The sequence below is a fragment of the Rhodococcus sp. NFXS4 genome, assembly GCF_058139645.1.
In genome coordinates this window covers 2,489,729-2,515,856 of the sequence record NZ_CP192221.1, presented here as the reverse complement: position 1 = coordinate 2,515,856, position 26,128 = coordinate 2,489,729, and the positions used below count along the sequence as shown (strand labels likewise).

General features: G+C 69.3%; 23 protein-coding genes and 1 riboswitch. Of the genes, 18 read left to right on the top strand and 5 right to left on the bottom strand.

The features are described from left to right. The first annotated feature begins 75 nt into the window (after positions 1–75). Genes J4E04_RS11745 through J4E04_RS11725 form a run of 5 tightly spaced genes read left to right on the top strand, consistent with a single transcriptional unit; the run spans position 76 to position 5,349 of the window. Complete coding sequence (locus tag J4E04_RS11745; RefSeq protein WP_490148667.1) at positions 76–438, top strand: hypothetical protein; 363 nt, start codon at positions 76–78, stop codon at positions 436–438. Continuing rightward, the gene (locus J4E04_RS11740; RefSeq protein ID WP_490150538.1) at positions 431–1,942 is read left to right on the top strand and encodes a sensor histidine kinase; all 1,512 of its coding nucleotides are present in this window, start codon (positions 431–433) and stop codon (positions 1,940–1,942) included. Before J4E04_RS11745 ends, J4E04_RS11740 begins: the two co-directional genes overlap by 8 nt. Then, positions 1,939–2,598 carry a response regulator transcription factor gene (locus tag J4E04_RS11735; protein ID WP_056444417.1) on the top strand — a complete coding sequence of 220 codons (660 nt, stop codon included), beginning with the start codon at positions 1,939–1,941 and terminating at the stop codon, positions 2,596–2,598. The genes J4E04_RS11740 and J4E04_RS11735 overlap by 4 nt, the downstream gene beginning before the upstream one ends. Continuing rightward, positions 2,595–4,100 carry an SLC13 family permease gene (locus J4E04_RS11730; RefSeq protein WP_490148666.1) on the top strand — a complete coding sequence of 502 codons (1,506 nt, stop codon included), beginning with the start codon at positions 2,595–2,597 and terminating at the stop codon, positions 4,098–4,100. The genes J4E04_RS11735 and J4E04_RS11730 overlap by 4 nt, the downstream gene beginning before the upstream one ends. A gap of 28 nt (positions 4,101–4,128) precedes the next feature. Continuing rightward, positions 4,129–5,349, top strand: a complete 1,221-nt coding sequence (locus tag J4E04_RS11725; protein WP_307093134.1) for a glycerate kinase family protein — start codon at positions 4,129–4,131, stop codon at positions 5,347–5,349. 18 nt (positions 5,350–5,367) lie between these two features. Here the strand turns inward: J4E04_RS11725 and J4E04_RS11720 are convergent, their stop codons facing one another. After that, complete coding sequence (locus tag J4E04_RS11720; RefSeq protein ID WP_056444429.1) at positions 5,368–6,153, bottom strand: serine hydrolase; 786 nt, start codon at positions 6,151–6,153, stop codon at positions 5,368–5,370. Between the two features lie 234 nt (positions 6,154–6,387). Here J4E04_RS11720 and J4E04_RS11715 point away from each other — a divergent pair, with 234 nt between their 5' ends. After that, a complete protein-coding gene (locus tag J4E04_RS11715) occupies positions 6,388–6,684 on the top strand; it encodes a DUF3263 domain-containing protein (protein WP_222637488.1) in 297 nt (98 codons plus the stop codon). Between the two features lie 93 nt (positions 6,685–6,777). On the opposite strand, the gene J4E04_RS11710 is transcribed toward J4E04_RS11715, so the two are convergent. Beyond that, positions 6,778–8,613 (bottom strand): NAD(P)/FAD-dependent oxidoreductase, encoded by a 1,836-nt coding sequence (locus J4E04_RS11710; protein ID WP_222645168.1) that lies wholly within the window; start codon positions 8,611–8,613, stop codon positions 6,778–6,780. Between the two features lie 193 nt (positions 8,614–8,806). Between J4E04_RS11710 and J4E04_RS11705 the strand changes: the two genes are divergently transcribed. The 11 genes from J4E04_RS11705 to gcvP all read left to right on the top strand — a co-directional run bounded on the left by J4E04_RS11705 (position 8,807) and on the right by gcvP (position 19,895). Further along, positions 8,807–9,853 (top strand): 2,3-butanediol dehydrogenase, encoded by a 1,047-nt coding sequence (locus tag J4E04_RS11705; protein ID WP_490148665.1) that lies wholly within the window; start codon positions 8,807–8,809, stop codon positions 9,851–9,853. Between the two features lie 41 nt (positions 9,854–9,894). Beyond that, on the top strand, positions 9,895–10,674 hold the full coding sequence (locus J4E04_RS11700) for an acetoin reductase (RefSeq protein ID WP_027505446.1): 780 nt from the start codon (positions 9,895–9,897) through the stop codon (positions 10,672–10,674). A gap of 58 nt (positions 10,675–10,732) precedes the next feature. Then, positions 10,733–12,037, top strand: coding sequence for a GAF domain-containing protein (locus tag J4E04_RS11695; RefSeq protein ID WP_222637492.1), 1,305 nt, complete (start codon positions 10,733–10,735; stop codon positions 12,035–12,037). A gap of 19 nt (positions 12,038–12,056) precedes the next feature. After that, entirely contained in the window at positions 12,057–12,665 is a 609-nt protein-coding gene (locus J4E04_RS11690) for an NUDIX hydrolase (protein ID WP_490148664.1), read from the top strand. 46 nt (positions 12,666–12,711) lie between these two features. Then, positions 12,712–13,332 carry a CDP-alcohol phosphatidyltransferase family protein gene (locus J4E04_RS11685; RefSeq protein ID WP_490148663.1) on the top strand — a complete coding sequence of 207 codons (621 nt, stop codon included), beginning with the start codon at positions 12,712–12,714 and terminating at the stop codon, positions 13,330–13,332. Between the two features lie 109 nt (positions 13,333–13,441). After that, entirely contained in the window at positions 13,442–13,846 is a 405-nt protein-coding gene (gene gcvH, locus J4E04_RS11680; RefSeq protein ID WP_027505442.1) for a glycine cleavage system protein GcvH, read from the top strand. A gap of 185 nt (positions 13,847–14,031) precedes the next feature. After that, positions 14,032–14,532 carry a glycogen accumulation regulator GarA gene (garA, locus tag J4E04_RS11675; RefSeq protein ID WP_490148662.1) on the top strand — a complete coding sequence of 167 codons (501 nt, stop codon included), beginning with the start codon at positions 14,032–14,034 and terminating at the stop codon, positions 14,530–14,532. After that, positions 14,532–15,275, top strand: coding sequence for a transcriptional regulator FtsR (gene ftsR, locus J4E04_RS11670; protein ID WP_027505440.1), 744 nt, complete (start codon positions 14,532–14,534; stop codon positions 15,273–15,275). The genes garA and ftsR overlap by 1 nt, the downstream gene beginning before the upstream one ends. A 124-nt stretch (positions 15,276–15,399) precedes the next feature. Further along, a complete protein-coding gene (locus J4E04_RS11665) occupies positions 15,400–15,873 on the top strand; it encodes a bifunctional nuclease family protein (protein ID WP_027505439.1) in 474 nt (157 codons plus the stop codon). Positions 15,874–16,107: 234 nt separating this feature from the next. Continuing rightward, positions 16,108–16,710, top strand: a complete 603-nt coding sequence (locus J4E04_RS11660) for a MerR family transcriptional regulator (RefSeq protein ID WP_027505438.1) — start codon at positions 16,108–16,110, stop codon at positions 16,708–16,710. Between the two features lie 36 nt (positions 16,711–16,746). Next, positions 16,747–16,865: riboswitch (glycine riboswitch) on the top strand. Between the two features lie 168 nt (positions 16,866–17,033). After that, complete coding sequence (gene gcvP / locus J4E04_RS11655; protein WP_490148661.1) at positions 17,034–19,895, top strand: aminomethyl-transferring glycine dehydrogenase; 2,862 nt, start codon at positions 17,034–17,036, stop codon at positions 19,893–19,895. Between the two features lie 24 nt (positions 19,896–19,919). Here the strand turns inward: gcvP and J4E04_RS11650 are convergent, their stop codons facing one another. Genes J4E04_RS11650 through J4E04_RS11640 form a run of 3 tightly spaced genes read right to left on the bottom strand, consistent with a single transcriptional unit; the run spans position 19,920 to position 25,095 of the window. Beyond that, positions 19,920–21,062 carry a metallophosphoesterase gene (locus J4E04_RS11650; RefSeq protein WP_490148660.1) on the bottom strand — a complete coding sequence of 381 codons (1,143 nt, stop codon included), beginning with the start codon at positions 21,060–21,062 and terminating at the stop codon, positions 19,920–19,922. A 31-nt stretch (positions 21,063–21,093) separates the two neighbouring features. Then, the gene (locus J4E04_RS11645) at positions 21,094–22,872 is read right to left on the bottom strand and encodes a VWA domain-containing protein (protein WP_490148659.1); all 1,779 of its coding nucleotides are present in this window, start codon (positions 22,870–22,872) and stop codon (positions 21,094–21,096) included. 42 nt (positions 22,873–22,914) lie between these two features. Beyond that, positions 22,915–25,095: a malate synthase G gene (locus tag J4E04_RS11640; RefSeq protein WP_490148658.1), complete on the bottom strand. Its 2,181-nt coding sequence runs from the start codon at positions 25,093–25,095 to the stop codon at positions 22,915–22,917. Positions 25,096–25,247: 152 nt separating this feature from the next. On the opposite strand from J4E04_RS11640, the gene J4E04_RS11635 reads away from it, so the two are divergent. Then, positions 25,248–26,123 (top strand): aldo/keto reductase, encoded by an 876-nt coding sequence (locus J4E04_RS11635; RefSeq protein WP_027505433.1) that lies wholly within the window; start codon positions 25,248–25,250, stop codon positions 26,121–26,123. Positions 26,124–26,128 lie beyond the last annotated feature (5 nt).

Here is a 26,128-nt window from a genome sequence, read left to right as displayed (position 1 = left end):
GCGGCGTGTCGAACATGAAGAAACCTTCATCGTCGTCTCATGGGACGGTCATGGACCCCCGGCATAGTTGCTGTCATGCGCTCCTCCCGCCCACTCGCCGTGGCCGCCGTCCTGGTGGCCATCGCGTGCGTTCTCGTCGCCGGGGTCCTGGTGACGCGATCACCGGCGCCACGCCTCGACCCCTCGCCCGTCGTGGTGAGTGTGGCGCCGGAGCCGACGCCCGAGGTGATCGCTCCCACACCTGATGTCCCGCTCGCCTCTCCCGCGCCCGCGCCTGCGCCGGCCGCTCCCGCTCCGATCACACCGCCGCCAGTTCAGGCCCCAGTGCAGGCACCGCCGATCGTCGACTTCTCCGACGACGACGCGGACGACGGCGATGACGGCGCCGACGACGTCGACGGCGTCGACGGCGTCGACGGCGGTGACGACGATGAGTGACGCCGCCGGTGTCTCGGCTCGCCGCGGATCGGCTCTTCCGGCACGGTGGAAGATCACCGCCTGGATCATGTTGACGACCCTTCTTCTGTTGGTGGTCGTGCTGGTGACCGCCCGCAATCTGCTGTTGCGCGACGTCGACGTGCGCGCCAACGGGGACGTCGCGCAGGAAGCCGAGGAGTTCCGGACCTTCGCGTCCGAGGGGGTCGATCCCACGACGACGCAGCCGTTCGTCTCGGTGGAGCGGCTTCTCGAGGTGTACCTCGCCCGGCAGTCGGCCGGCACGGGTGAAGTGATGTTCGGCGTCGTGGGCGACTCGGTACTGACTCAGCCCGGCGTCGATGTGCCGACCGTGCTCGCACCGGGGTCACCGATCCTGACGACGATCGTGCAGTCGGCCGAACCCGCCGGAGTGCTGGACACCGACAACGGCGAGATGCGGTGGGGGCACGTCGTCATCGACGACGCGACCGGCCGCGCCGGCACGTTCGTCGTCACGGCGTTCACCGGTGCGAACCGTGATCTCGTCGATCGGACCATGCGAACCATGGCAGTGGTCGGCGCCGTCGGACTGCTGCTGACGACAGGAATCGCGTATCTCGTCGCCGGTCGCATTCTCGCTCCCGTCCGCACGGTGCGCACGGTCGCGGCCGAGATCGGGGAGACGGATCTGACCGCGCGCGTCCCGGTCCACGGGCGCGACGACATCTCCGATCTCGCCGAGACGTTCAATGCGATGCTCGACCGGCTGGAGCAGGCGTACACCACCCAGCGACAGTTCGTCGACGATGCCGGACACGAACTGCGCACGCCGATCACGATCGTCCGGGGGCATCTCGAGCTCATGTCGGAGGACCCGGAGGAGCGGCGGCGTACGTTGGCGCTCGTCGACAGCGAGCTCGCCCGCATGGGGCGGATCGTCAGCGATCTGCTCATGTTGGCCAAGGCCGAGCAGCCCGATTTCGTCGTGCCCGCCCCCGTCGATGCGGCGCAACTCGTCCTCGACATCGAGTCGAAGGTGCAGACGCTCGGCGATCGGCAGTGGTTGCTGATGCAGGTCGCGGAGGGCTCGTGTGTTCTGGACGCCCAGCGCGTCACGCAGGCCATGGTCCAGCTCGCGGCCAACGCCGTCGGACACACCCAGGACGGGAGCCGCATCCGGCTCGGATCGACCTTCCACGACGACGGGGACGCTCGACGGTTGTCGCTGTGGATCGCCGACGACGGGCCCGGTGTCCGCCCCGAGGACGCGCCCGTCATCTTCGACCGTTTCCAACGCGGATCGCCCGCCGACCGGACGTCACCGGCAGCGCGGTCGGGAGCCGGCCTCGGACTCGCCATCGTCCGTGCCATCGCCGACGCCCACGGCGGCTCCGCCTGGGTGCGCAGTGTGCACGGCGAGGGGGCGACGTTCGGCCTCGACCTCCCGGCTCCGGGCCACAGCCCGCGGTCCGAGACCGGCCCGGCGCTCACGACAGACGATGCACTCACGAAGGAGATCCGATGAGCCGAATCCTGATCGCGGAGGACGACATCCACATCGCCTCCTTCGTCGGCAAGGGTCTGCGGGCCGCCGGGTACACCACCGAGCACGTCGCCGACGGCGAGACCGCGCTCATGATGGCGCGTGGCGGTGGCTTCGACATGGTGGTGCTCGACATCGGCCTGCCGGCGATGGACGGGTTCACGGTGCTCCGACAGTTGCGCGGCGAGGGTGTGTCGACACCCGTGGTGGTCCTGACCGCTCGGGACAGCGTGCGCGACACCGTTGCCGGGCTCGAGGGCGGCGCCAACGACTACATGACCAAGCCCTTCCAGTTCGCCGAGCTCCTCGCACGGGTACGCCTGCGGTTGCAGGACGACACCGCAGGTTCGGCGGACAACTCGCTGACCTCGGGGGACCTTCGTCTCGATCTGCGGTCACGCCGTGTGCACGTGGGGGAGTCGGTCGTCGATCTGACGGCGCGCGAGTTCGCTCTGCTCGAGACGTTCCTGCGCCACCCCGACCAGGTGCTGTCCCGTGAGCAGATCCTCGGGCAGGTGTGGGGATACGACTTCGATCCGGCCTCGAACGTGGTCGACGTCTACGTGCGTGCGTTGCGCGCGAAGATCGGCGCCGAGCGCGTGGAGACCGTGCGCGGGATGGGATACCGCGTCCGATGACCGTCACCGAGTTCGCGACGACGCCGCCCGGGCGGCGTACTCCCACCAGTCCTGTCCCGACCCGGACGCCGCGGCGAGTTCCGACGCCGTCGCCGCGGACCCTCGTCAGTGCCGTCATTCTCGCGGTGCTCGCCGTCGGTGTCGTCCTGGCAGGAGTGGCCGGCGATCTGACCGCACACGGGACCATCACGGTGCTGGTCTTCCTCGTCGCGGTGTGGATGTGGATCTTCTCGCCCCTCGACGACACCCACGTCGCTCTGGGCGCCGCTCTGACGTTGGTGATCCTGGGTCCCGTGTCCACCGAGACCTTCACGCGCACACTGGGTGACACCGTGATCTGGCTGTTGGTCGGGTCGTTCGTCATCGCCGCGGCGGTGACGGCCAGCGGCCTGTCCGCTCGGGTTGCGGCACGCGTGCTGTCGGTCGCCCGGTCGCCGCGGCAGCTCGTCCATCTGGTCACCCTCGTGCTGCTCCTGACGACCTTCGCGATCCCGTCGACGTCGGGCCGGGCTGCGCTGGCGCTGCCGGTGTTCCTCGCTCTGGCGACCGTTCTGCGTGAACGGCCCCGAGTGGTGCTGACGCTGTCCCTGGTCTTCCCCGCGGTGATCCTCTGCTCCGCGGTCGGGTCGCTGCTGGGGGCCGGCGCGCACCTCATCACCAGCGAGATCGTGCGCACGACGACCGGATCGGGCATCGGGTTCCTGCAGTGGGCGATTCTCGGACTGCCGCTCGCGATCGTGTGGTCGCATCTCGCGGCGGAGATCGCGCTGTCCCTGTTCACCGATCGAGCGGAGCGACGCCGACCGCTCTCGGTGACACGCGACGCGTTCGTCGGGTCCACCGGGCCATTCACCGTCCCGCAGAAGCGTGTCCTGCTCGTTCTGGTCGCCGTCGTGACCCTGTGGTGCACCGAGCCGGTGCACGGTGTCGAACCGGCCATCGTCGCGATGATCGGCGCACTGCTCGCGTCGGCACCGTTCGTCGGGGCCACCACGCTGCCTGCCGCCGTTCGCACCATCCCGTGGAGCCTGCTGCTCTTCATGGCCGGAACACTGTGTCTCGGAGTGGCGCTGACCACGACGGGTGCCGCCGAGTGGTTTGCCGACCTGGTCTTCGGGCCCATCAGCGCGCTCGGGTCGTCCGCCGCGACCGTGTTCGTGGTCGTACTGGTGCTGGTGTCGCTGCTGTCCCACCTCGTGGTCCAGTCACGGTCCGCCCGCTCCGCGGTGCTCGTCCCCGTCGTCGTTGCCACTGCGCCGGTGCTCGGCATCGATCCTGCCGCCGCGGCGTTCGCTTCCACCGCTGCCGCCGGCTTCTGCCTCACCCTCACCAGTTCGGCCAAACCGGTGGCGATGTTCGCCGCGAGCGACTCCGTCCCGGGGTTCTCGGCAGGCCACCTTCTCCGCCTGTCCGCCGCGGTCGCCCCGGTGTCCGTCGCTCTCGTTCTCGTCTGCTCGGTATGGCTGTGGCCTGCCCTCGGTCTTCCGCTGTACCTGCCCTGACTGCTCCCACCCCTATCTCAGGAGAACCATGTCCACACGAGTTCCCCAGCGCATCCTCGTCGCCCCCAGCGGTTTCAAGGAGAGCCTCTGCGCCGAGTCCGTCGCGTCCGCCATCGCATCGGGGGTGCGGCGCGCACTACCCGGAGTTCGGGTCGACACCGCGCCCATCGCCGACGGCGGTGAGGGAACGGCACGCACACTGGCGGCCGCGACGCGCGGCACCCTCCACGAGACGACGGTCGTCGGACCGGTGGGGGAGCCGGTGCCCTCGCACTGGGCCCGACTCGGTGGCTCCGAGCGCTCCGTCGCCGTGGTGGAGATGGCGGCTGCGGCGGGGCTCTCCCTCGTACCGCACGATCGGCGCGATCCCGGCGCGACCACCACCTACGGTGTCGGCCAGCTCATGGCCGCGGCGCTCGACGCGGGCGCGGACACGATCCTGGTGGGTTGCGGCGATTCCGGCACCTGCGACGGGGGAGCCGGGGCACTGCAGGCGCTCGGCGCCAGGATCCTCGACGTGCAGGGCCGTGAGATCGGCCGCGGCGGTCGAGAACTGATCCGGGCGCACCACCTCGATCTGACGGCGCTGCATCCCCGTCTCGCCGAGGTCGACGTCGTGCTCGCGTGCAATCCGCACAACGTATTGTGCGGACCCAGCGGTGTCGCCCGCGTGTTCGGACCGCAGAAGGGGGCGTCCCCGGATCAGGTGGACGAACTCGCCGCCGCCCTGGACAACTGGGCGCGCGTCCTCGAGCGGGACGGTGTGGCCACCGGCGATGTGGCGACCGGAGCGGGCACGGGAGCGTCGGGCGGACTGGGTGCAGGACTCGCGGCCGGGGTCGGGGCGCAGTTGCGGTCCCGCTTCGATGCGTTGCTGGACTCGGGCCTGTCGGGAATCGACCTCGACCGCCGAATCCGCAAGGCGGACCTCGTCATCACTGCTGAAGGGTCCATCGACTTCCAGACCCCGCGGGGCAAGGTCCCGGCGGAGGTGGCGCGGCGCTGCCAGCAGTTCGGCGTGCCGGTGATCGCGTTGGCGGGATCACTCGGTCGCGGAGCGCCGGCGGTGCACGACGTGGGCATCGCCGCCATCGCGTCCATCATCACGGTGCCGATGCCGTTGTCCGAGGCGGTCGCGAACGGCGAGCGGTTGCTCACCGACGCCGCCGAACGGACCATGCGCATGATCCTGCTCGGGGGTGCGGTCTCCGCTCGATCCGGTAATCGGAGTCGCAAGAAGTCGGCGTGAGGCCGGTCGATGTCGGCGTCAGCGAATGCCGAGGATGGCGTCCAGCAGCGACGGAACACTCGGCGCGGTCACGATCGTCGGGGTCGCCAGATCGAACGCCCCGAGCGCGGTGAGTACGTCGTCGCTCTGGGTCGCCGGGCCGCCGTAGGTGTTGGCCGCGACCGTGAAGTCGTCGCCGATGGAGGCCGAGGCGACGACGCTGGACCCGTCGTCCGCCCAGCCCCACTTCGTTCCGGTGGCGGCGGCGAGCCGGCCGGTGCCCCAGTCCTGGACCGTGCCGTCGGCCGCGACCGGTAGCGCCGTGGTCATCCACGTGAGGACGGGGCTGCCGGGATCGGTGCGCTTCTTGGTGTCGAGGAAGCGCACGGTGTCGGCCGTGCTGGTGTAGGAGTCGCCCCAGAAGCTGCCTCGCGAGGTCGCGGTCAGTCCGTACTCGCGCGCCGCGGCGTCGATGGCGCCGGGGTACTTGCTGTCGAGCAGCGAGGCGGCCCAGTCGTCGCTCACCTGGATCATGCGAGCGGCGAGGTCGCGGTCCTCCGCGGACGAATCACCCTGTCGGAGCACGTGATCCGCCAGGTAGAGCTTGACCGTGGAGAGTCCCGGCCGTGCCTCGTTCTCGTTGGCAGTGCCGACGTGGACGCCCGTGGAGAGCGAGGTGTACGACAGGGAGGTCCGCTCTGGGACGCCGGAGAAGTCGCCCGGTGCGGGCGCGGCGCTCGCGGGGGCCGCGAGGGCGGTGACCAGTGCGACGCCCACTGCGGCGGTCGCGAACCAGGTGGCCGGTCGTCTGTGTCGAACGTTCATCGTGCTGCCCCTCCGGCGGTAGTGCCGCCGACGAACGACGAACACCGTCGAATCTATTGCCTCCGCTACCGGAACGGTGGACGACGCCGCGGTGGCGTGGTGGGGATCACATACCCGCGCGGCCCGGTGATCACGCTGTCCCGGAGTGAACAGCCGCTGAGAAATTGCTGTGACTCGTCGGCATGTTCACCGATCCGTCACCGCAGTGTCGGATCGATGGGCAATACTCGCGTCGTGACACGCACACCCTTCCCCGCAGCCTCCCGGTCGACGACGCCCGGCGCAGCACCCCTGTCCACCGATCCGACGGATCCGTCGGAGACCGACCTCGCGATGGTCGCCTTCCTGCGGCGGTGGTACGTCTACGGCGGCGGCCGCGCCGAGGACATCCTGGTGGAGTTCGGACTCACGCCCCACGAGTTCTTCGGTCGTGTGAAGGTGTTGCTGGAGAACGGCGTTCGGGTCACCGACCGCGGGCTGGTCGAGCCCATGCTCGCCGTCTGCCGGAAGCGGCTCTGGCTCGGTCAGTGACGACCGGCCTCACACCGACCGTGAAGTGACGTTCTCTCGCTCCGACGACCGCCGTGTGCGTGTCGAGGGACACGCACACGGCGCACGCGTCTGTCAGCGCAGGTGATGGACCTCCTGCAGCCCGTACACGGGGGTGTCCAGGCCTTCGTACCGAGCCTTCAGCTGTAGGCCGAGGTAGAGCGAGTAGTGCCGCGACTGGTGCAGGTTGCCGCCGTGGAACCACAGGTTGTCCTGCTGCGTCGGCTTCCACATGTTGCGCTGCTCGCCCTCCCACGGGCCGGGGTCCTTGGTGGTGTCGGAACCGAGACCCCAGCACTTGCCCACCTTGTCGGCCGTCTCCTGGTCCACCAGGTCGGCCACCCAGCCGTTCATCGATCCGTAGCCCGTCGCGTACACGACGAGATCGGCCTCGAGTTCCGTCCCGTCGGACAGCACCACCGCGTTCTCCGTCAGGTGGTCGACCTGGCCGCCGACGAGGTGGATGCTGCCGTCCGCCACCAGCTCCGAGGCGCCGACATCGATGTAGTAGCCGGAGCCGCGCCGCAGGTACTTCATGAAGAGTCCGGAGCCGTCGTCTCCGAAGTCGTGCTGGAAGCCGGCCTTCTCGAGGCGGTCGTAGAAGTCCCTGTCCTTCTCGGCGATCTGCTGGTACACCGGGATCTGGAACTCGTGCATGATGCGGTACGGCAGTGAGGCGAAGGTGAGATCCGCTTTCTGCGTGGTCATTCCGGATTCGACGGCGCGCTCGGAGTACAGGTCGCCCAGCGCGATCTCGCACAGCGAGTCGGACTTGACGATGTGAGTGGACGATCGCTGGAGCATCGTGACGTCGGCGCCCGTCTCGAACAGCGCCTTGCAGATGTCGTGCGCCGAGTTGTTCGAGCCCACCACCACGACCTTCTTGCCGACGTAGGCGTCCGGACCGGGATGCTGACTCGAGTGATGCTGCTCGCCTCGGAAGACGTCCATTCCCGGGAAGTCGGGGATGGAGGCCTTGCCGGACATGCCCGTCGCCATCACCAGCTGCTTCGGTCGCAGCGTCACCTCCTCGCCGTCACGATCGACCACCACGGTCCATTCCCCGGCCGCCTCGTCGAAGGTCGCCGACAGGGCGGTCGTCTTCGTCCAGTACGGCACCTCCATGACCTTCGTGTACATCTCGAGCCAGTCGCCGATCTTGTCCTTCGGGGCGAACACCGGCCAGTTGTCCGGGAACGGCAGGTAGGGGAGGTGGTCGTACCAGACCGGATCGTGGAGGCACAGCGACTTGTAGCGTCCTCGCCACTGATCACCGGGGCGCTCGCCGCGATCGACGACGATGGCCGGGACGCCCATCTGACGCAGGCGAGCGCCCAGAGCGATGCCACCCTGACCGCCGCCGACGACGAGGGCGTATGGCTGGATGCCGTATCCCAGTTCCTTCTCCTCCGCCTCGCGTCGCTCGGCCCAGGTCTTCGTCTCCTTGTTCGAGCCGTGCACAGCCCCCATCGGTCGCGCGTGCCCGCGCGGTTCCTCGTACCCCTTCAGTTCCTGCATCGTCGTCAGCAAGGTCCAGGCGAGCGACTCACCGGACTCCGCGTCGGTGCGTAGCCGCAGATGTCCCTTGCCGCGTGCCGTCGCGGTCTCGAACTCGATCCATGCGGAGGTGACACCGTCGGCCTCGTCGGGTGTCTCGGTCGTGCGAAAACCCTGCGGAGCGACGTCGGCGAGCCGTGCCGTCAGCATGTCGGCGATACCGTCGCGTCCCTCCACCGTCTTGAGGTTCCAGGTGAACGTCACCAGGTCGCGCCAGAAGCTGTCGACGGCGAACATCGCGACGACTCGATCGATGTCCCGCGCAGCGAGCCCCGCTTCGAAATCGGCCAACCATGCGTCGACCCGCTGCTGCGGCGAGATGCTCTGCGTGGGTGGCTCGAGGGTCTGGGTCATGACAACTCCGTCTTCGTCGTTCCGTGGTCGTGCTCGTGTGATGCACAGCACACGCCGTGGACGCGGTCCGAGGAAGAGTTGCAGCGGGTTGCAGTCGCAGGTGCAACCGACTGCAACCCTGTCGTGCTGTGCCGCGTGTCACATAGAACGGTGATCACGGCCGTCGCTGGGACGGCCGGTGAGGAGTCGAACGATGCGCGCAGCGGTGTACCACGGGCCCGGCAAGGTCGAGATCGCCGATGTCCCGGAGCCCGACCCGGGACCGGATCAGGTGAAGATCGCCGTCGGTGCCAACGGCATCTGCGGTACCGACCTGCACGAGTACTACGCCGGTCCGATCTTCATTCCCACCGAGCCGCACGCCCTGACCGGTCAGCAGATGCCGCTGATTCTCGGACACGAGTTCTCCGGCACCATCACCGAGATCGGCGCGGGAGTGACGGGATGGTCGATCGGCGACCGTGTCGCCATCGAACCGCTGTACCGCTGCGGGCACTGTGGTCCGTGTCGAGCCGGCAACTACAACGTGTGCCAGTCGATCGGCTTCCACGGACTGATGTCCGACGGCGGTATGGCTGAGTACACGGTGGTGCCGACCGACATGCTGCACGCGCTGCCGGACTCCGTGTCCCTCGATCTGGGTGCGCTGGTGGAGCCGATGTCGGTGGCCTACCACGCGGCGACTCTGGGTGAGGTGCGCGAGGGCGACACCGCGATGGTGTTCGGGGCGGGACCGATCGGCATCGGACTCTGGTTCGCGCTGCGCGGCAAGGGGCTCGACGACATCCTCGTGGTGGAGCCGTCCGCGACCCGGCGGGCAGCGATCGAGGCGCTCGGTGCACGCACTCTCGACCCCACGTCCGTCGACGTCCCCGCTGTGGTGGCCGACGAGACCGACGGGCGCGGCGCCGACGCCGTGTACGACGCGGCCGGTGTCGCGCCGGCGGTGGCGACCGCGCTGGCGTGCGTCGGGTCCCGCAAGCCGATGGTCAGCGTGGCCATCTACGAGAAGCCGCTCACCACACCGCTTCTCGATCTGGTGATGAAGGAGGCCCGCATCCAGGGGTCGCTCTGCTACACCTCCGCCGACTACGACGCCGTCATCGCTCTGATGGCCGACGGCGTGTACGACCCCACCGGGTGGGTGTCGCGCATCGGGATGGACGCGGTGATCGACGACGGCTTCGAGGCACTGCATGCCGGCACGAAGATGAAGGTTCTCGTCGATCCGTCGCTCTGACCTCCGTCCCGGACATCCACCATCACATGAAGGAGACACGCATGAGCATCGACGGACAGGTCGCACTCGTCACCGGCGCAGGACAGGGAATCGGGAGGGGAATCGCCCTCCGACTCGCGCGGGACGGCGCGGACATCGCCCTCGTCGACGTGCACCCCGACGGCATCGGCAAGGTCGCCGACGAGGTGCGGGAGCTCGGTCGCGCAGCCACGACGATCGTCGCCGACGTCAGCGATCGCCGCCAGGTGTTCGACGCCGTGAACCGGGCCGCCGCCGAGTTGGGAGGTCTCGACATCATGGTCAACAATGCCGGGATCGCACTCGTCGGCCCGCTGTCCGAGGCCACGCCGGAGGAGGTCGGCCGCATCCTGTCGATCAACGTCGAAGGTGTGCTGTGGGGTATCCAGGCGGCCGCCGCGACGTTCATCGAACTCGGTCGGCCCGGCCGCATCATCAACGCGTCGTCCATCGCAGGGCACGACGGGTTCGAGATGCTCGGTGTGTACAGCGCCACCAAGTTCGCCGTGCGCGGTCTCACGCAGGCCGCCGCCAAGGAGTACGCGTCCGCCGGGATCACCGTGAACGCCTACTGCCCGGGTGTGGTCGGCACGGACATGTGGGTCACCATCGACAAGCGGTTCGCCGAACTGACCGGCGCGGAGGAGGGCGCGACCTACGAGAAGTTCGTGGGCGGTATCGCGTTGGGCCGAGCCGAGACTCCCGACGACGTCGCGGGATACGTGTCCTACCTCGCCGGGCCCGACGCGGCGTACATGACCGGTCAGGCCGGTCTCATCGACGGCGGACTCGTCTACCGATGACCGATCGGGACAGACCCGGGCATGACGCGCACTGTGATGTGGAGCACAATCGGTGTCGATGACTCGAACCTCCGAACCCGAGCCCGCCGTCGCGGCAGGTGAGGACCCACGTCGGTACGCACAGCTGCTGTCCGCCGTGTACGACGCGACCATGTCGGGTGCCCGCGCGCCCGCTCGCCCCCGCGACGTCATCGGTGACTCGTGGCAGCGCGTGATGAACCTGGGTGTCGATCCGGAGAACCGCGGACCCGCCGATGCTGTCGACGCCGCGGCACTCGAGCAGATGCGTCGGGACTCGGGGCTCGTGGAGATCCTGCCGGAGTTGACCGGGAGCCTGCGTTCGGTTCTGCAGGACTCCGACAACCTACTGGTGGTCGCGGACCGGCTCGGGCGGGTGCTGTGGCGCAGCGGGGCACCCTCGGTGCTTGACCGCGCCGATCGGCTCGGCTTCGTCGAGGGGGCCGACTGGGCCGAGGACAGTGTGGGAACCAACGCCATCGGCACGGCACTGGTCTCGCGCTCGGCGGTGCAGATCTTCTCCGCCGAGCACTTCGTGCGCACTCACCACGCGTGGACCTGCGCGAGCAGTCCCATCAAGGATCCGCGTACCGGCCGGGTGCTGGGCCTCGTCGACGTCAGCGGACCTGCGAGTTCGGTGCACCCGACCACGCTGGCGCTGATCGATGCCGTGTCTCGACTCGCCGAAGCTCAACTGCGTGAACAGCATCGACGCACGCTCGACAATCTGCGCTCGGTGGCGGCGCCGATGCTGGCTCGGTCGGAGACGCCCGCGCTGGCCGTCGACGGGCACGGGTGGGTCGCGGCGGTGGCGTCGGTCCCGGTGCGCAATCGGGTGCTGCTCCCCGACGAGGTGGCGCCGGGCCGACTGTGGGTACCGACGCTCGGCGTGTGCGATCTGGAGCCGCTGCCCGGTGGCTGGATGGTGCGACCGGCGTCCTCGCAACGCGACGGAGTGGTCGACGGGGAGTCGACGCCGACGAACATCCGCATCGACGTGTCCGACCCCTCGCGCACCGTGGTCGAGGTGTCGAGTCCCTTCGGAACCTGGTCCCACGAGCCGACACCTCGGCACGCGGAGATCCTCTTCCTGCTCGCCGCGAGGAGAGACGGGCGCACCGCGGCAGAACTTGCGACGGAACTGTTCGGCGACAACGGCCGTGCCATCACGGTCCGGGCCGAGATGTCACGGCTGCGCAAGGCCTTCGCCGGCGTGGTGCTCGCGCAGCCGTACCGGATCGACGAGTCCGCTGTCGTGGAGCTGGCCCTTCCGGCGGATCGCTCGCGCATCCTGCCGTACTCGGCGGCGCCGGCCGTGCGCGCGCTGCGCGCACCGGCCCGGTGAGCCTGGCTACTGTCGCCTGATGGACACGCGCCTCGAACGTGCAGAGATCGTGCGGACGCTGGACGGTTTCGAGAGTCGGCTCATCGAGGGCGGTGACGAACGACGCGCCTCGGTCGTGGTGGCCGTCGGCGGGGAGCCCGGCGATCGGCACGTGCTGCTGACGAAGCGGCCCTCCCGGATGCGCGCGCATCCGGGCCAGTTCGCGTTGCCTGGCGGGCGTGTCGACGACGGCGAGACACCGGTCGATGCCGCCCTGCGCGAACTCGACGAGGAGGTCGGCATCCGAGTCGGCCCGGACTCCGTGCTCGGGACGCTCGACGACTATCGGACCCGCTCCGGCTACGTCATCCGTCCGTTCGTGGTGTGGATCGCGGACTGGACCGGGGACGCGGTGCCCAATCCTGACGAGGTGGAGTTCCTCTACCGCGTCACCGCGGACGAGCTCGACGTCGACGCCCGGTTCGTGTCGATCGCCGAGTCGCCGCGACCGGTGGTGCAGTGGCCTTTCCGCTCGAGCCTGGTGCACGCGCCCACGGGCGCGGTGGTGCACCAGTTCCGCGAGGTGGTGCTCGGTGGGCGGCACACCCGCGTGCACGACTACGAGCAGCCGGTCTTCGCCTGGCGGTAGCGGCTCGTCGGGTCCGGACGGCGCGCCCGTGTGGAAAGCTCGGGGGATGACCGATCCGGCGTCCGACAGCCCTCGCGACGTGGTCGCCGGTGTCGTCGGCGATCGCATCCTGACGGTGCCCAATGCTCTGAGTGTCGTTCGTCTGCTCGGGGTGCCGGTGTTCCTGTGGTTGTTGCTGGGGGAGCAGGCGTACGGCTGGGCGCTACTGCTGCTCCTGCTCAGCGGGGCCACGGACTGGTTGGACGGCAAGCTCGCCCGGCTGCTCGACCAGTCGTCGGCCCTGGGTGCTCTGCTCGACCCGTTCGTCGATCGCCTGTACGTCGTCACCACACTGGTGGGGTTCGCCCTCGCGGGCATCCTCCCGTGGTGGGTGGCCGTGGTCCTGATCGCGCGGGACGGCATCCTCGCACTCACCCTGCTGCTCTACCGGCGGCGGGGACTCGCTCCGCCCGAGGTGATCTACCTCGGCAAGGCCGCGACGTTCGTTCTGATGAGCGCCCTGCCGTTCCTCCTCGCCGCGCGGGTGGACTGGGTCGGCGCCGAAGTGATCGAGGTTCCCGCGCAGGCCCTGCTGGTGTGGGGGACCGCGCTGTACCTCTACACGGGCGCGCTGTACCTCGGCCTGGCGCTCGGTCCGGTCCGACGCCTCCCGCTCGCCGCACGATGAGCCGGGGAGCGCCCGCCTTGCGGAGGCGGAAAGCTCGCCAATACGCTCAGCGCGAGTGCGGTTCTCCTCGTCCGCACCGCGACAACGCCTGCGAAAGGACCCGGTTCACGTGAGCCAGACCGATATCCCCACCGAGTTGCGGTACACGGCCGAGCACGAATGGGTCCAGCGGACCGGCCCCACCACCGTGCGCGTGGGCGTCACCGACTACGCACAGTCGCAGCTCGGCGACGTCGTCTTCGTTCAGCTACCCACCGAGGACGATGCGGTGTCGGCCGGTGAGTCGCTCGGCGAGGTGGAGTCCACCAAGAGCGTCTCCGACATCTACGCCCCGCTGTCGGCCAAAGTGGTTGCAGTGAACGGTGAACTGGACGGCGACCCCGAACTGGTGAACAGCGATCCGTACGGCGCCGGCTGGCTCGTGGACCTGTCCGTCGACTCCGAGAGCGATCTCGACGACGCTCTCGAGGCGATGATGGACGCCGAGGGGTACGCGTCGATCACGACCACGTAACAGCCGTGCCCGGCGGGCGGGCAAGCACGCCCGGGCGACGGTGTGTGCAAGGTACGGTCGGTAAGGTCCTCACGTGGTTCGGCGGCACCCCGGTCGGGGAACCGCGGAACCGTCAGACAAGCGTGACAAGAGAATGTGCTGAATCGCCTCGTGGGTGAGGGGCGATCAGATCGAGGAGGAGAAACGTGAGCGATAACGGCAACGACGGCGTCTACGGAGAGTCCCCCGCGGAGACCACCTCGGTCTTCCGAGCGGACTTCCTGAACGAGATCGATTCCGCAGCGGCGCCCCAGGGCTCCTCCGACGCACCGGTCTCCGGAGTCGAGGGTCTGCCCGTCGGTTCCGCCCTGCTCGTCGTCAAGCGGGGCCCCAACGCGGGCTCTCGCTTCCTGCTGGACCAGCCCACGACGTCCGCGGGACGCCACCCGGACAGCGACATCTTCCTCGACGACGTCACCGTGAGCCGTCGCCACGCGGAGTTCCGTCAGGACGACGAGGACTTCCAGGTCGTCGACGTCGGCAGCCTCAACGGCACCTACGTCAACCGTGAGCCCGTCGACTCCGCCGTTCTGGCGAACGGCGACGAGGTGCAGATCGGCAAGTTCCGCCTCGTGTTCCTGACCGGTCCGAAGGGTCAGTCCGCAGGCGGCCAGCTCGGCGAGTCGTCTGCCGGCGCAGGTAGCTGATGACGGCAGTCGGGCAGCAGTCCGGTGGCGGCATGTCGATCGGGTCCGTACTCGATCGACTGCGCCCGGACTTCCCCGACGTCACCATTTCGAAGATCCGTTTTCTCGAGGCCGAGGGACTGATCTCCCCGGAACGAACGGCGTCGGGTTACCGGAGATTCTCCGTCGAGGACTGCGAGCGCCTGCGCTACGTCCTCACGGCGCAGCGTGATCACTACCTCCCGCTGAAGGTCATCAAGGAGCAGTTGGACGCGCTGGACAACGGCATCCGTTCCGTGGGTCCCGACGGTGTCGCCGCGGCGCCTAAGGGGCCACGTGTGCTGGCTCTGGCGCCCGGAAGTGTCTCGCCCACCGAGTTTCTCGGGGAGCGGCGCGTCCGGATGAGTCGTGCCGACCTGCTCGAGCGTGCGGGCGTGGACGAGCCGTTCCTGCTCGAACTGCAGAAGAGCGGCCTCGTCTCGGCGGGTCCGGCCGGCTTCTACGACGAGGAAGCCGTGGTGCTCGTGCGCACCGCGTGGGCGATGGCGCAGTACGGACTCGAGGTGCGGCATCTGCGCGCGTTCAAGCTCGCCGCGGACCGCGAGGCGAACCTGCTGGCTCAGGTCGCCGGGCCGGTGGCGCTGGGCCGTGACGCGGGCGCGCGAGACCGCGCCGAGGAGCTCGTCCGGGAGCTGGCCGCGTTGTCGCTGTCGCTGCACACGTCATTGGTCAAGTCCGCGGTGCACGGGATACTGGACAAGTAGTCCCGAGGGCGTGCGTCGGCCGCTCGCACGGCCGGTCGTCGGCGCCGCGGGTCAATACACTGGAGAGCACGTCCGCCCCGTCGAGTGCGCGGGCGACGAGTCACAGCAGCTGGGAGGCGGCGCGATGGGCGAGATGCGCGTGATCGGTATCCGGGTGGAGCAGCCACAGAATCAACCTGTTCTGCTGTTGCGGGAGTCGGACGGCGAACGGTACCTGCCGATCTGGATCGGCCAGACGGAAGCCACGGCGATCGCACTGGAGCAGCAGGGCGTGCAACCGCCGCGTCCGCTGACCCACGATCTCATCGGTGACATCGTCACGGCCCTCGGGCGATCCCTGAAGGAAGTCCGCATCGTCGATCTCCAGGAGGGCACCTTCTACGCCGACCTGGTCTTCGACCAGGACGTGCGTGTCTCGGCACGCCCGTCGGACTCGGTCGCCATCGCCCTGCGAGCCGGCGTGCCGATCTTCGCGGAGGAGCCCGTTCTGGCCGAAGCCGGTCTGGTCATGCCCGACGAGCGCGAGGACGAGGTGGAGAAGTTCAAGGAATTCCTGGACACCATCTCGCCGGACGACTTCAAGGCGACCGACGGTTAGATAACGATCGAGTCTCACCCTTGAGTTGAGGTTGAGGCTTACCGCGTGGCGCGTTGCCTCACGGCTCCGCGGTCCATAGCGTTCGGGTCGATGAAGGACGTGCCGCTCACCGCGGTGAGGGCGTATTCTCGACCTCGCCGAGCGTCACGGATGTCATCGTCGTTCTCACCGCGCGTACCGCACAGGTCCGCGGACGAGGACTCCAGGCGGACCATCCGAGAGGGAGAGAAACACGTGGCAGATCAGCCGCAGGAGCCGGAGCAGATGAGCCTGCTGGCATCGAACGACGTGGACGAGGTGCAACCCGGTCTCTTCCCCGACGATTCGGTTCCGGACGAGTTGGTCGGCTACCGCGTCCCCAGTGCGTGCCAGATCGCCGGCATCACCTATCGGCAGCTGGACTACTGGGCCCGCACCGGCCTCGTGGTGCCGTCCATCCGCGGCGCGGCAGGATCCGGCAGCCAGCGGCTGTATTCCTTCAAGGACATCCTTGTACTCAAGATCGTCAAGCGACTGCTAGACACCGGCATCTCGCTCCAGAACATCCGCGTCGCCGTCGACCACCTCCGTCGTCGTGGCGTGGCGGATCTGGCCCGTATCACGCTGTTCTCGGACGGCACCACCGTCTACGAGTGCACGTCCGCCGAGGAGGTCGTCGACCTGCTGCAGGGCGGACAGGGCGTCTTCGGGATCGCGGTCAGCGGAGCCATGCGTGAACTGACCGGCGCCATCGCCGACTTCCCCGCCGAGCGTGCCGACGGCGGCGAGAGTCAGCCGACGCCCGAGGACGAGCTCGCCTCCCGCCGCAAGAATCGCGCGAGCCGCAAGACCGGCTGACCCGCCGACGCGCACTCCCATATACTGAGGAAGCGTCGACGCCGCACGGGAGAGCTTCGCCGGGACGCGGTCCGTCACAGGACCGAGCCCGACGAGCGCCGAAGGAGCAGCACCTCTCCGTCAATCTCTCAGGCACCCGGGACCGTGCGGGCTCCGACGCCTCTGGAAAGTGGTGGAATCGTCCACCCGCCCACGGGGAAAGGCGCCGTACGCGGCGGCCGAATCTCTCAGGCGCCCGGTGGTCTCGGGCATCACGACAGAGGGAGAGGGGCGTCCCTCCCTGCGTGTGGGGCGTGCACCTCGCCACCACCACGGGAGATCACGTGACCGCCGAACCCCGCTCGACCTCCGGACTCCGTACCTTCGTCGACCGCCACATCGGGCCCGACGCGGAGCAGACCGCGCGACTCCTCGACGTCATCGGTGTGGCGAGCCTGGACGATCTCGCTGCCGCCGCGGTTCCCGCCGACATCCTCGACGCGGCCGTCGACGGCATCGCGGACGGTCTGGACGCGCTGCCCGCGCCGGTCTCCGAGCACGAGGCACTCACCGAACTGGCCGCGCTGGCCGCGAGCAACACCGTCGCGACGTCCATGATCGGCCAGGGTTACAGCGCCACGCTCACCCCGCCCGTCCTGGTGCGCAACATCCTCGAGAACCCGGCCTGGTACACCGCGTACACGCCGTACCAGCCCGAGATCAGCCAGGGCCGACTCGAGGCACTGCTCAACTTCCAGACCATGGTGTCCGACCTGACGGGTATGGACATCGCCAACTCCTCGATGCTCGACGAGGGCACCGCCGCGGCGGAGGCCATGACGCTGCTGCGCCGAGCCGGCAAGTCGAAGTCGGCCCGCCTGGTCCTCGACACCGACCTGTTCCCGCAGACCCGCGCCGTCATCGCGACGCGCGCGGAGCCGCTCGGCATCGAGCTCGTCGACGCCGACCTCGCGGCGGGCCTGCCCGAGGGCGAGTTCTTCGGTGTCGTGTCGCAGACGCCGGGAGCATCGGGCCGCATCGTCGACCTCACGTCGGTGATCGCCGAGGCGCACGATCGGGGCGCCCTCGTGGCCGTCGGCGCGGACCTCCTCGCCGCCACTCTCGTCACCTCGCCCGGCGAGCAGGGGGCCGACGCGTGCTTCGGCACGTCGCAGCGGTTCGGCGTCCCGATGGGCTTCGGTGGACCCCATGCGGGATACCTGGCCGTGCGCACCTCCCACGCTCGTCAGTTGCCGGGCCGACTCGTCGGCGTCTCCGTCGACGCCGACGGATCGCCCGCCTACCGCCTGGCTCTGCAGACACGTGAGCAGCACATCCGCCGCGAGAAGGCGACGTCCAACATCTGCACCGCGCAGGTGCTCCTCGCCGTCGTCGCCGCGATGTACGCGAGCTACCACGGTGCCGACGGGCTCACCGCCATCGCGCGTCGCGTCGCCGGACACGCGGCCTCGCTGGGTGCCGCGCTGCGCGCCGGTGGCGTCACCGTGGTGCACGAGAACTACTTCGACACCGTCCTCGCCCGCGTACCCGGCCGCGCGGCCGAGGTGGTCGCCGCCGCGAAGACGACCGCCGCGATCAACCTCCGCTTCGTCGACGACGACCACGTCGGCATCTCCTGCGACGAGGCCACGATCGACGCTCATGTGGAGGCCGTGCTGCAGGCCTTCGGTGTCGAGCCGGCCTCCGACTCCGCGCCGATCGCCGTTCCCGACGCCCTCTCCCGTACGTCGGAGTTCCTGACGCACCCGGCGTTCACGCGGTACCGCACCGAGACCGCCATGCTCCGGTACCTCCGCGCGCTGTCCGACAAGGACATCGCCCTCGACCGCAGCATGATCCCGTTGGGCTCGTGCACTATGAAGCTCAACGCCACCGCGGAGATGGAGCCCATCACGTGGCCGGGCTTCAACGCCCTGCACCCCTTCGCACCCGCTGACGATGCTCCCGGCATGGCGCGCATCATCAGCGACCTCGAGGAGTGGCTCGTCGCGGTCACCGGTTACGACGCGGTGTCCCTGCAGCCGAACGCGGGCAGCCAGGGCGAGTACGCAGGACTGCTGGCGATCCGCAACTATCACCGCAGCCGCGGGGACGACGCACGCACCATCTGCCTCATCCCGTCCAGCGCCCACGGCACCAACGCGGCGTCCGCCGTGATGGCCGGGATGAAGGTCGTGGTGGTGGCGTGCCGCACCAACGGTGACGTGGACGTCGACGACCTGCGCGCCAAGGTGGCCGAGCACGCCGAGTCGCTGGCCGCCATCATGATCACCTACCCCTCGACCCACGGCGTCTACGAACACGAGATCGGCGACATCTGCGCCGCGGTGCACGACGCGGGTGGCCAGGTGTACGTCGACGGCGCGAACCTCAACGCTCTGGTCGGCGTGGCGCGCCCCGGTCGCTTCGGCGGCGACGTCAGCCACCTGAACCTGCACAAGACGTTCTGCATCCCGCACGGCGGCGGCGGCCCCGGCGTCGGTCCGATCGGCGTCCGCTCCCACCTCGCGCAGTTCCTGCCCGGACACCCGTTCGTGGAGGGTCTCGGTGAGACCGGTGCGATCTCGGCCGCACCGTACGGTTCGGCGTCCATCCTGCCGATCACGTGGGCCTACATCCGCATGATGGGTGCCGCCGGTCTACGGCGCGCGACCCTCACCGCGATCGCGTCGGCGAACTACATCGCCCGCCGACTCGACGAGTACTTCCCGGTGCTCTACACCGGCGATCGCTCGATGGTCGCGCACGAGTGCATCCTCGATCTGCGGCCCATCACCAAGCGCACCGGGGTGACGGTCGACGATGTCGCGAAGCGGTTGGCGGACTACGGTTTCCACGCACCGACGATGAGCTTCCCGGTGTCGGGCACCCTCATGATCGAGCCGACCGAGAGCGAGAATCTCGACGAGATCGACGCCTTCGTCGACGCCATGATCGCCATCCGCGCGGAGATCGAACGAGTGGCGTCGGGGGAGTGGACCGTGGACGACAACCCGCTCCGGGGCGCGCCGCACACGGCGCACTGCCTCGTCACGGACTGGACGCACCCGTACTCGCGCGAGGAGGCCGTCTACCCGGCCGGCACCTCGCGCGCCAAGGTGTGGCCGTCGGTGCGGCGGATCGACGGCGCACACGGCGATCGCAACCTCGTGTGCTCCTGCCCGCCGATCGAGGCCTTCGCCTGACCCACTGACACTGACGCGATGTGATCAGCGCGCCGTCCGGAGCTCCAGCAGAGAGATCTCGGGCGGCGCGCCGATGCGTACCGGGGGACCCCAGGCGCCGGCGCCGCGGGTGGTGTACAGCGTGGTGTCGCCGATGGTGTCGAGGCCCTGGACCGAGGGCTGTTGCAGCGGTACGAGATACACGATCGGCCAGATCTGTCCGCCGTGAGTGTGGCCGGAGACCTGCATGTCCACACCGAGATCGGACGCCTGCGTCGCCTGCTTGGGCTGGTGCGCCGAGAGCAGCTGGAAACGGGCCGGGTCGGTGCCCTCGAGGGCTGCCGCCAGATCCGGCTCGTACGGTTCCGGCGCCGTGAGGTCCTCGATGCCGACCAGGTCGATCGTGTCGACGCCGCGGGTGAGCGGGACCGTCTCGTTGCGCAGGACCCGCAGTCCCAGCGAGTCGTACAGGTCGAGCCACGCGCCGCCGTCGCCCGCGTAGAACTCGTGGTTACCGCTGGTGACCACGACACCCAGCGGCGCCGACAGTTCGCTCAGCGGAGCCAGTGCCGGGCCCACGAGGTCCACGGTTCCGTCGACGAGGTCCCCGGCGATGATGACGAGATCCGGCTTCTCGGCCATGAGGGTGTCGACGACCCCCTGCACGAACGCCTCGCCGCGCGCCGGGCCGACGTGCAGGTCGGACACCAGTCCCACCCGCACACCGTCGAACGACGCGGGCAGTGCTGCGAGTTCGACTGTCGTCCGGGTCACCTTCGGGGTGGCGGCCGCGACGACTCCGTACGCGACGGCCACCACGGTGCCGAGGACGAGAACGGCGGTGGCGGGACGCACGAAGGTGCGCCGTGCGGACACCACGTCGCGGTGGGCGACACGCGCTCCGATCCGCACCACCAGGGCGCCCACGGCGATCAGCAGGGAACCGAGGCAGAGGTACAGGAGTGCGGCGAGCCAGGTCAGACCCGGGTACGCGACGTAGCGGGCCCACGAGGGATCCAGTACCTCACCGCTGCCGATCCCGACCACCGCGGCGGCCCAGAACGCCACGAGAACGGCATCTGCGGCGAGGCGCGCGGCGCCGGTGAGTCCGGTGGCCACCACCAGACGGCGGTGCAGGACGAACGTCACGATCGCCAGGAGCACGGCGAACGTCAGCATGCGAATCACGGGGAAGCCCTTCGGCATTCGGTGGAGATCGTCACCGGTCGGAGGACAATCGGTCGAGCGAGGCGGTGAGTGAGGGGTCGGAGGAGGACACCTCGACGAGGTCGCCTCCGGTCTGGCCCGCGAGGCTGCGCAGCGTCGCGATGTCCGAGTTCTGGGTCAGAGACACCACGTCGATGCGGACCGGACGCGCAGGGTCCGACGCGGCGGCGATCGACTGGAGGAAGGACGCGGCGGAGATCGAGGTGTCGTCGTTCGGGCCGTCGGTGACGAGAAGAACCGAGTTGGTCCCGTCGCCCGACCAGTTCTGCACCGCCGATTCGTAGGCGGCCTGCGCGGAGGCGTAGGTCGAGGTGGCGGTGGCGGGAGACAGACCGGCGAGAGAGCTGTCCAGTGCGGCGCGGGACTCGGAGTTCGCCTCCTTGAGCGGAACCTCCACCCGGTACGGCCGTGATCCGTCCAGTGCCCGGCTGTACGTCCACAGGCCGATTCGGCTGGTGTCGGGAACCGCGCCGATCACCTGACGCAGGGCGGACGTCACGTTGGTCAGGCGCGTGGCGGACCCGTCGATCGACTCCATCGATCCCGACACGTCGAGCAGGACGGTGGTGCTCGACGGGCGGGTGGGTGACGCGAGGGTGTCGAGCACCGCCGTGCGCGCCGCCGGCTCGGGCGACGCGGCGGGCTGACCGATCGCCGGGAACGTCAGTCCCGCCACCGACGGAGGTGTCGCCTCGGTGGTTCCGTCGGCGGTGGGAACGCGGAATCCCTGTCGCAGGAACGCCTGCTGCTGATCGGCTCCGCGGGCGAACTCCGCGAACGCGGCCGCAGCCGCGCGTCCGGTCGCATCACCGTCCGAGAGCACCACTGCAGGATGGTCGGCACTCGGCGTCGAACCGGCCGGGCGGAAGGCGGCCAGCTGCTGGCCCTCCGTGATCCGGCCGTACAACTGCTGTTCGGTGACCGGGACGGCGTGGACCGGGGCGGCCGCGGGGTCGCCGCCCTGCACCATCGCATCGAGAGCGGCCGCAGCATCGGCGGGCGGCGTGGGAGTCTCGTCCGTCGCCGCGCGGGAGAGCGCGGAGACCGCCGACACGACGGGCGCGGACGCAGCCTGATCGGCGGTCAGCGGCGCGGTGGAGGCGGTGGGATCGACGACCGCCGCAGCCACCGACACCAGAGCCGCGGTGGTGGTCGACCCCGCCGGCAGTGCCGGTCGCAGGGATCCCCAGCCCACGGCGCCGATGGCGTCGAGCGACTCGGGGGTGGCGGCGAGACGAGGTAGGTCGGCCCACCCCACGGCCGCCGCTCCCAGGGTGTCGGCGAGCGTCGGCGCGACGCCGAGGACGACGGGACTGGTGGCGAGAGACCGCGGGGTGCTGTCGACCCGCCGCGCGTCGATCAGCGGCGCCGCATCCGCCGAGGTCGCCGGGATCCACAGCGACGGACGAGGACCGGCCGCCGCGTCGTACGGATCGGCCGCGAGGGCCGCTGCCGCGACGTCCGACGCCGTCTCGGTCACCGTCGTGGTGACGCAGTGATCGCGCACCACCGGCGCCGTGGCGTCCCACGCCGCGGCGACCGTACGCACGGCGTCGGCGATGTCGGGATCGGCCGTGACGGCCAGCACGGCGTCACCCTCCACACAGGCCTTCGCGGCCTGCTCACCCTCGTCGGTGATCCGATCGCGCAGGGCGAACCAGCCCAGGACGGCCGCGACGAGCAGCACGAGAACGACGACGACCACGACGGGTCCGCGGCTCACACCGCGACGACCACCCGACGTGGACGCGGTGCGACGATGCTCTCCCACCCTCGGGACCCGTCCTCTCTCGTGCTGCTCCCGGCCTCCCTGTCAGGATGCCTGGTTCGCTGCCTTGTACTCGCGACGGCGCGCGTGGAGGATCGGCTCCGTGTACCCGTTCGGCTGCCGGGTTCCCTCGAGGATGAGGTCCTTGGCGGCGTTGAAGGCGATGTTGGAATCCGAGTTCTCGGCGAGCGGTCGGTAGGTCGGGTCGTCGGCGTTCTGCCGATCGACCACCGGCGCCATGCGTGCCAGCGAGGCGACGACGTCCTGCTCGGTCACGACGCCGTGACGGACCCAGTTGGCCAGCAGCTGGCTCGAGATGCGCAGCGTCGCACGGTCCTCCATGAGCGCGACGTCCTCGATGTCCGGAACTTTCGAGCAGCCGACGCCGTGGTCGATCCACCGGACGACGTATCCCAGGATCGACTGGCAGTTGTTGTCGAGCTCACGCTGCTTGTCCTCGTCGCTCCAGGAGGTGTCGGCAGCCAGTGGGATCTCGAGGATGTCGTCGACCGTGGCGCGGCGAGCCTTCGCGATCTCATCCTGGCGGGCGAAGACGTCGACCTGGTGGTAGTGGGTGGCATGCAGCGTGGCCGCGGTGGGCGACGGGACCCAGGCGGTGTTCGCACCCGCGCGCGGGTGACCGATCTTCTGCTCGAGCATGTCGTGCATGAGATCGGGCATCGCCCACATTCCCTTGCCGATCTGCGCCTTGCCCTCGAGGCCCGCCGCGAGACCGGTGTCGACGTTCCAGTCCTCGTAGGCGGCGATCCACTTCTGCTTCTTCATCTCGGCCTTGCGCACGACGGCTCCGGCTTCCATGGAGGTGTGGATCTCGTCGCCGGTCCGGTCGAGGAAGCCGGTGTTGATGAACACGACGCGTTCCTTCGCCGCGAGGATGCAGGCCGCGAGGTTGACCGTCGTGCGACGCTCCTCGTCCATGATGCCGACCTTGAGGGTGTTGCGGGGGAGGCCCACGACGTCCTCGACCCGCGCGAACAGCTCGTTCGTGAAGGCGACCTCGTCGGGACCGTGCATCTTGGGCTTCACGATGTAGAGCGAGCCGGTGCGGCTGTTGCTCAGCGCGACGTCGTCTCGCAGGCTGTGCTTGCCCGTCAGGGACGTCATGACGGCATCGAGAATGCCTTCGGGGATCTCGTTGCCGTCCTTGTCGAGGATCGCATCGGTGGTCATCAGGTGCCCGACGTTGCGGACGAACAGAAGCGACCGGCCGTGCAGCACGAGTTCGGAGCCGTCCAGAGCGGTGTAGACGCGATCCGGATTCATGGTGCGGGTGAAGGTCTTCCCGTTCTTCGACACCTCCTCGGCGAGATCGCCGCGCATCAGACCGAGCCAGTTGTGGTAGCCGAGCACCTTGTCGTCGGCGTCCACGGCGGCGACGGAGTCCTCGAAGTCCATGATCGCGGTGACCGCGGACTCGAGCAGCACGTCCTTCACGCCCGCGGCGTCGGTGCTGCCGATGGGACTCTCGGCGTCGATCTGCAGTTCGAAGTGCAAGCCGTTGTGGACGAACAGGATGCCGGTCGGTGCGGACGGCTCACCCGTGTAGCCGAGCAGCGAGTCCGGTGACGCGAGACCGACGGTGTCGCCGGAGGACAGGGTGACCGCCAGGGCGGACCCGTCGACGACGTACGACGTGGCGTCCGCGTGCGAGCCGGACGTCAGCGGCACCGCGTCGTCGAGGAACGTGCGAGCCCACGCGATGACCTTGTCGCCGCGCACCTTGTTGTAGCTGGTGCCCTTCTCCGCGCCGCCGTCCTCGGAGATGGCGTCGGTGCCGTAGAGCGCGTCGTACAGCGAGCCCCACCGGGCGTTGGAGGCGTTGATGGCGAAGCGTGCGTTGAGGACGGGGACGACCAGCTGCGGGCCGGCCGTCGTGGTGATCTCGGTGTCGACGCCCTCGGTCGTGATCGCGAACGCGGCAGGCTCGTCCTGCAGGTACCCGATCTCCTTCAGGAACGCCTTGTACTGCGCGCGGTCGTAGCCGGCTCCGGGGTGCTCGGAGTGCCAGGCGTCGAGCTTGCCCTGGATCTCGTCGCGGGCCTCGAGGAGCGCCCGGTTACGGGGCGCGAGATCCTCGAGGAGGGACTGCACACCCGCCCAGAACGCATCCTGATCCACACCCGTGCCGGGCAGAGCCTGCTTCTCCACGAACTCGTGCAGCACTGCCGCCACCTGCAGATCGCCGACCTGGACGCGTTCCGTCATCACAGCCCCTCACTTGACTCTCGCCTGTCGCGGCGTCGTGCCGCGCTGGATCGCCCCGATGTTACCCAGTGGTAGTGCGGAGCCCACCGGTGGTGGCGCGCGGGACGATCACGAGCAGGAATACCTGCGACCCCCACGGCGTCGTACTCGCCATGACGACATCGACGACTTCCCGCCCCGCCGACGCGAGCGGCACCTTCCTGCTCGGTGGAGACCTCGAGATCACCCGGCTCGGTTACGGCACCATGCAGCTGCCCGGAGAAGGCGTCTGGGGGCCGCCGCGTGACCGCGACGAGGCGATCCGCGTGCTGCGGCGATCGGTGGAGCTGGGCGTGACCTTCTTCGACACCGCAGACAGCTACGGCCCGGAGGTGGCCGAGGACCTGCTCGCCGAGGCGCTGCGTCCCTACGCCGACGACATCGTGATCGCGACCAAGGCCGGGCTCACCCGGCAGGGCCCCGGGCAGTGGACCCCGGTCGGTCGTCCCGCATACCTCCGCCAGCAAGCCGAGTTGTCGCTGCGCCGTCTCGGTGTGGACCGCATCGACCTGTTCCAGCTGCACCGGATCGACCCGGACGTCGCGCTCGAGGATCAGGTCGGCGAACTGAAGGCGCTGCAGGACGAGGGCAAGATCCGGCACATCGGCCTCAGCCAGGTGTCCGTCGAGGAGGTGACACAGGCGCAGAGGATCGCTCCGATCGTGTCCGTCCAGAACCTCTTCAACCTCACGGACCGCTCCTCCGAGGAGCTCCTCGACTGGTCGACCGAGCAGAACATCGGCTTCATCCCGTGGTTCCCGCTCGCCACCGGAAAGCTCACCGGCGAGGGCAGCCCGCTGACGGAGCTGGCCCAGCGGCACGGCGTCTCCGCGTCGCAGCTCGCCCTCGCGTGGCTGTTGCGTCGATCCCCGGTGATGCTGCCGATTCCCGGAACGTCGTCGGTGTCCCACCTCGAGGACAACGTCGCCGCCGCGAGCATCGAGCTCAGCGACGAGGAGTTCGCCGAACTCTCGGCCGTGGGCGTCTGACCCGA

Coding starts and splice junctions, on each gene's coding strand:
- J4E04_RS11745 (WP_490148667.1), top strand. CDS start 76: ATGCGCTCCTCCCGCCCACTCGCCGTGGCCGCCGTCCTGGTGGCCATC.
- J4E04_RS11740 (WP_490150538.1), top strand. CDS start 431: ATGAGTGACGCCGCCGGTGTCTCGGCTCGCCGCGGATCGGCTCTTCCG.
- J4E04_RS11735 (WP_056444417.1), top strand. CDS start 1,939: ATGAGCCGAATCCTGATCGCGGAGGACGACATCCACATCGCCTCCTTC.
- J4E04_RS11730 (WP_490148666.1), top strand. CDS start 2,595: ATGACCGTCACCGAGTTCGCGACGACGCCGCCCGGGCGGCGTACTCCC.
- J4E04_RS11725 (WP_307093134.1), top strand. CDS start 4,129: ATGTCCACACGAGTTCCCCAGCGCATCCTCGTCGCCCCCAGCGGTTTC.
- J4E04_RS11720 (WP_056444429.1), bottom strand. CDS start 6,153: ATGAACGTTCGACACAGACGACCGGCCACCTGGTTCGCGACCGCCGCA.
- J4E04_RS11710 (WP_222645168.1), bottom strand. CDS start 8,613: ATGACCCAGACCCTCGAGCCACCCACGCAGAGCATCTCGCCGCAGCAG.
- J4E04_RS11705 (WP_490148665.1), top strand. CDS start 8,807: ATGCGCGCAGCGGTGTACCACGGGCCCGGCAAGGTCGAGATCGCCGAT.
- J4E04_RS11700 (WP_027505446.1), top strand. CDS start 9,895: ATGAGCATCGACGGACAGGTCGCACTCGTCACCGGCGCAGGACAGGGA.
- J4E04_RS11695 (WP_222637492.1), top strand. CDS start 10,733: ATGACTCGAACCTCCGAACCCGAGCCCGCCGTCGCGGCAGGTGAGGAC.
- J4E04_RS11690 (WP_490148664.1), top strand. CDS start 12,057: ATGGACACGCGCCTCGAACGTGCAGAGATCGTGCGGACGCTGGACGGT.
- J4E04_RS11685 (WP_490148663.1), top strand. CDS start 12,712: ATGACCGATCCGGCGTCCGACAGCCCTCGCGACGTGGTCGCCGGTGTC.
- ftsR (WP_027505440.1), top strand. CDS start 14,532: ATGACGGCAGTCGGGCAGCAGTCCGGTGGCGGCATGTCGATCGGGTCC.
- J4E04_RS11665 (WP_027505439.1), top strand. CDS start 15,400: ATGGGCGAGATGCGCGTGATCGGTATCCGGGTGGAGCAGCCACAGAAT.
- J4E04_RS11640 (WP_490148658.1), bottom strand. CDS start 25,095: ATGACGGAACGCGTCCAGGTCGGCGATCTGCAGGTGGCGGCAGTGCTG.
- J4E04_RS11635 (WP_027505433.1), top strand. CDS start 25,248: ATGACGACATCGACGACTTCCCGCCCCGCCGACGCGAGCGGCACCTTC.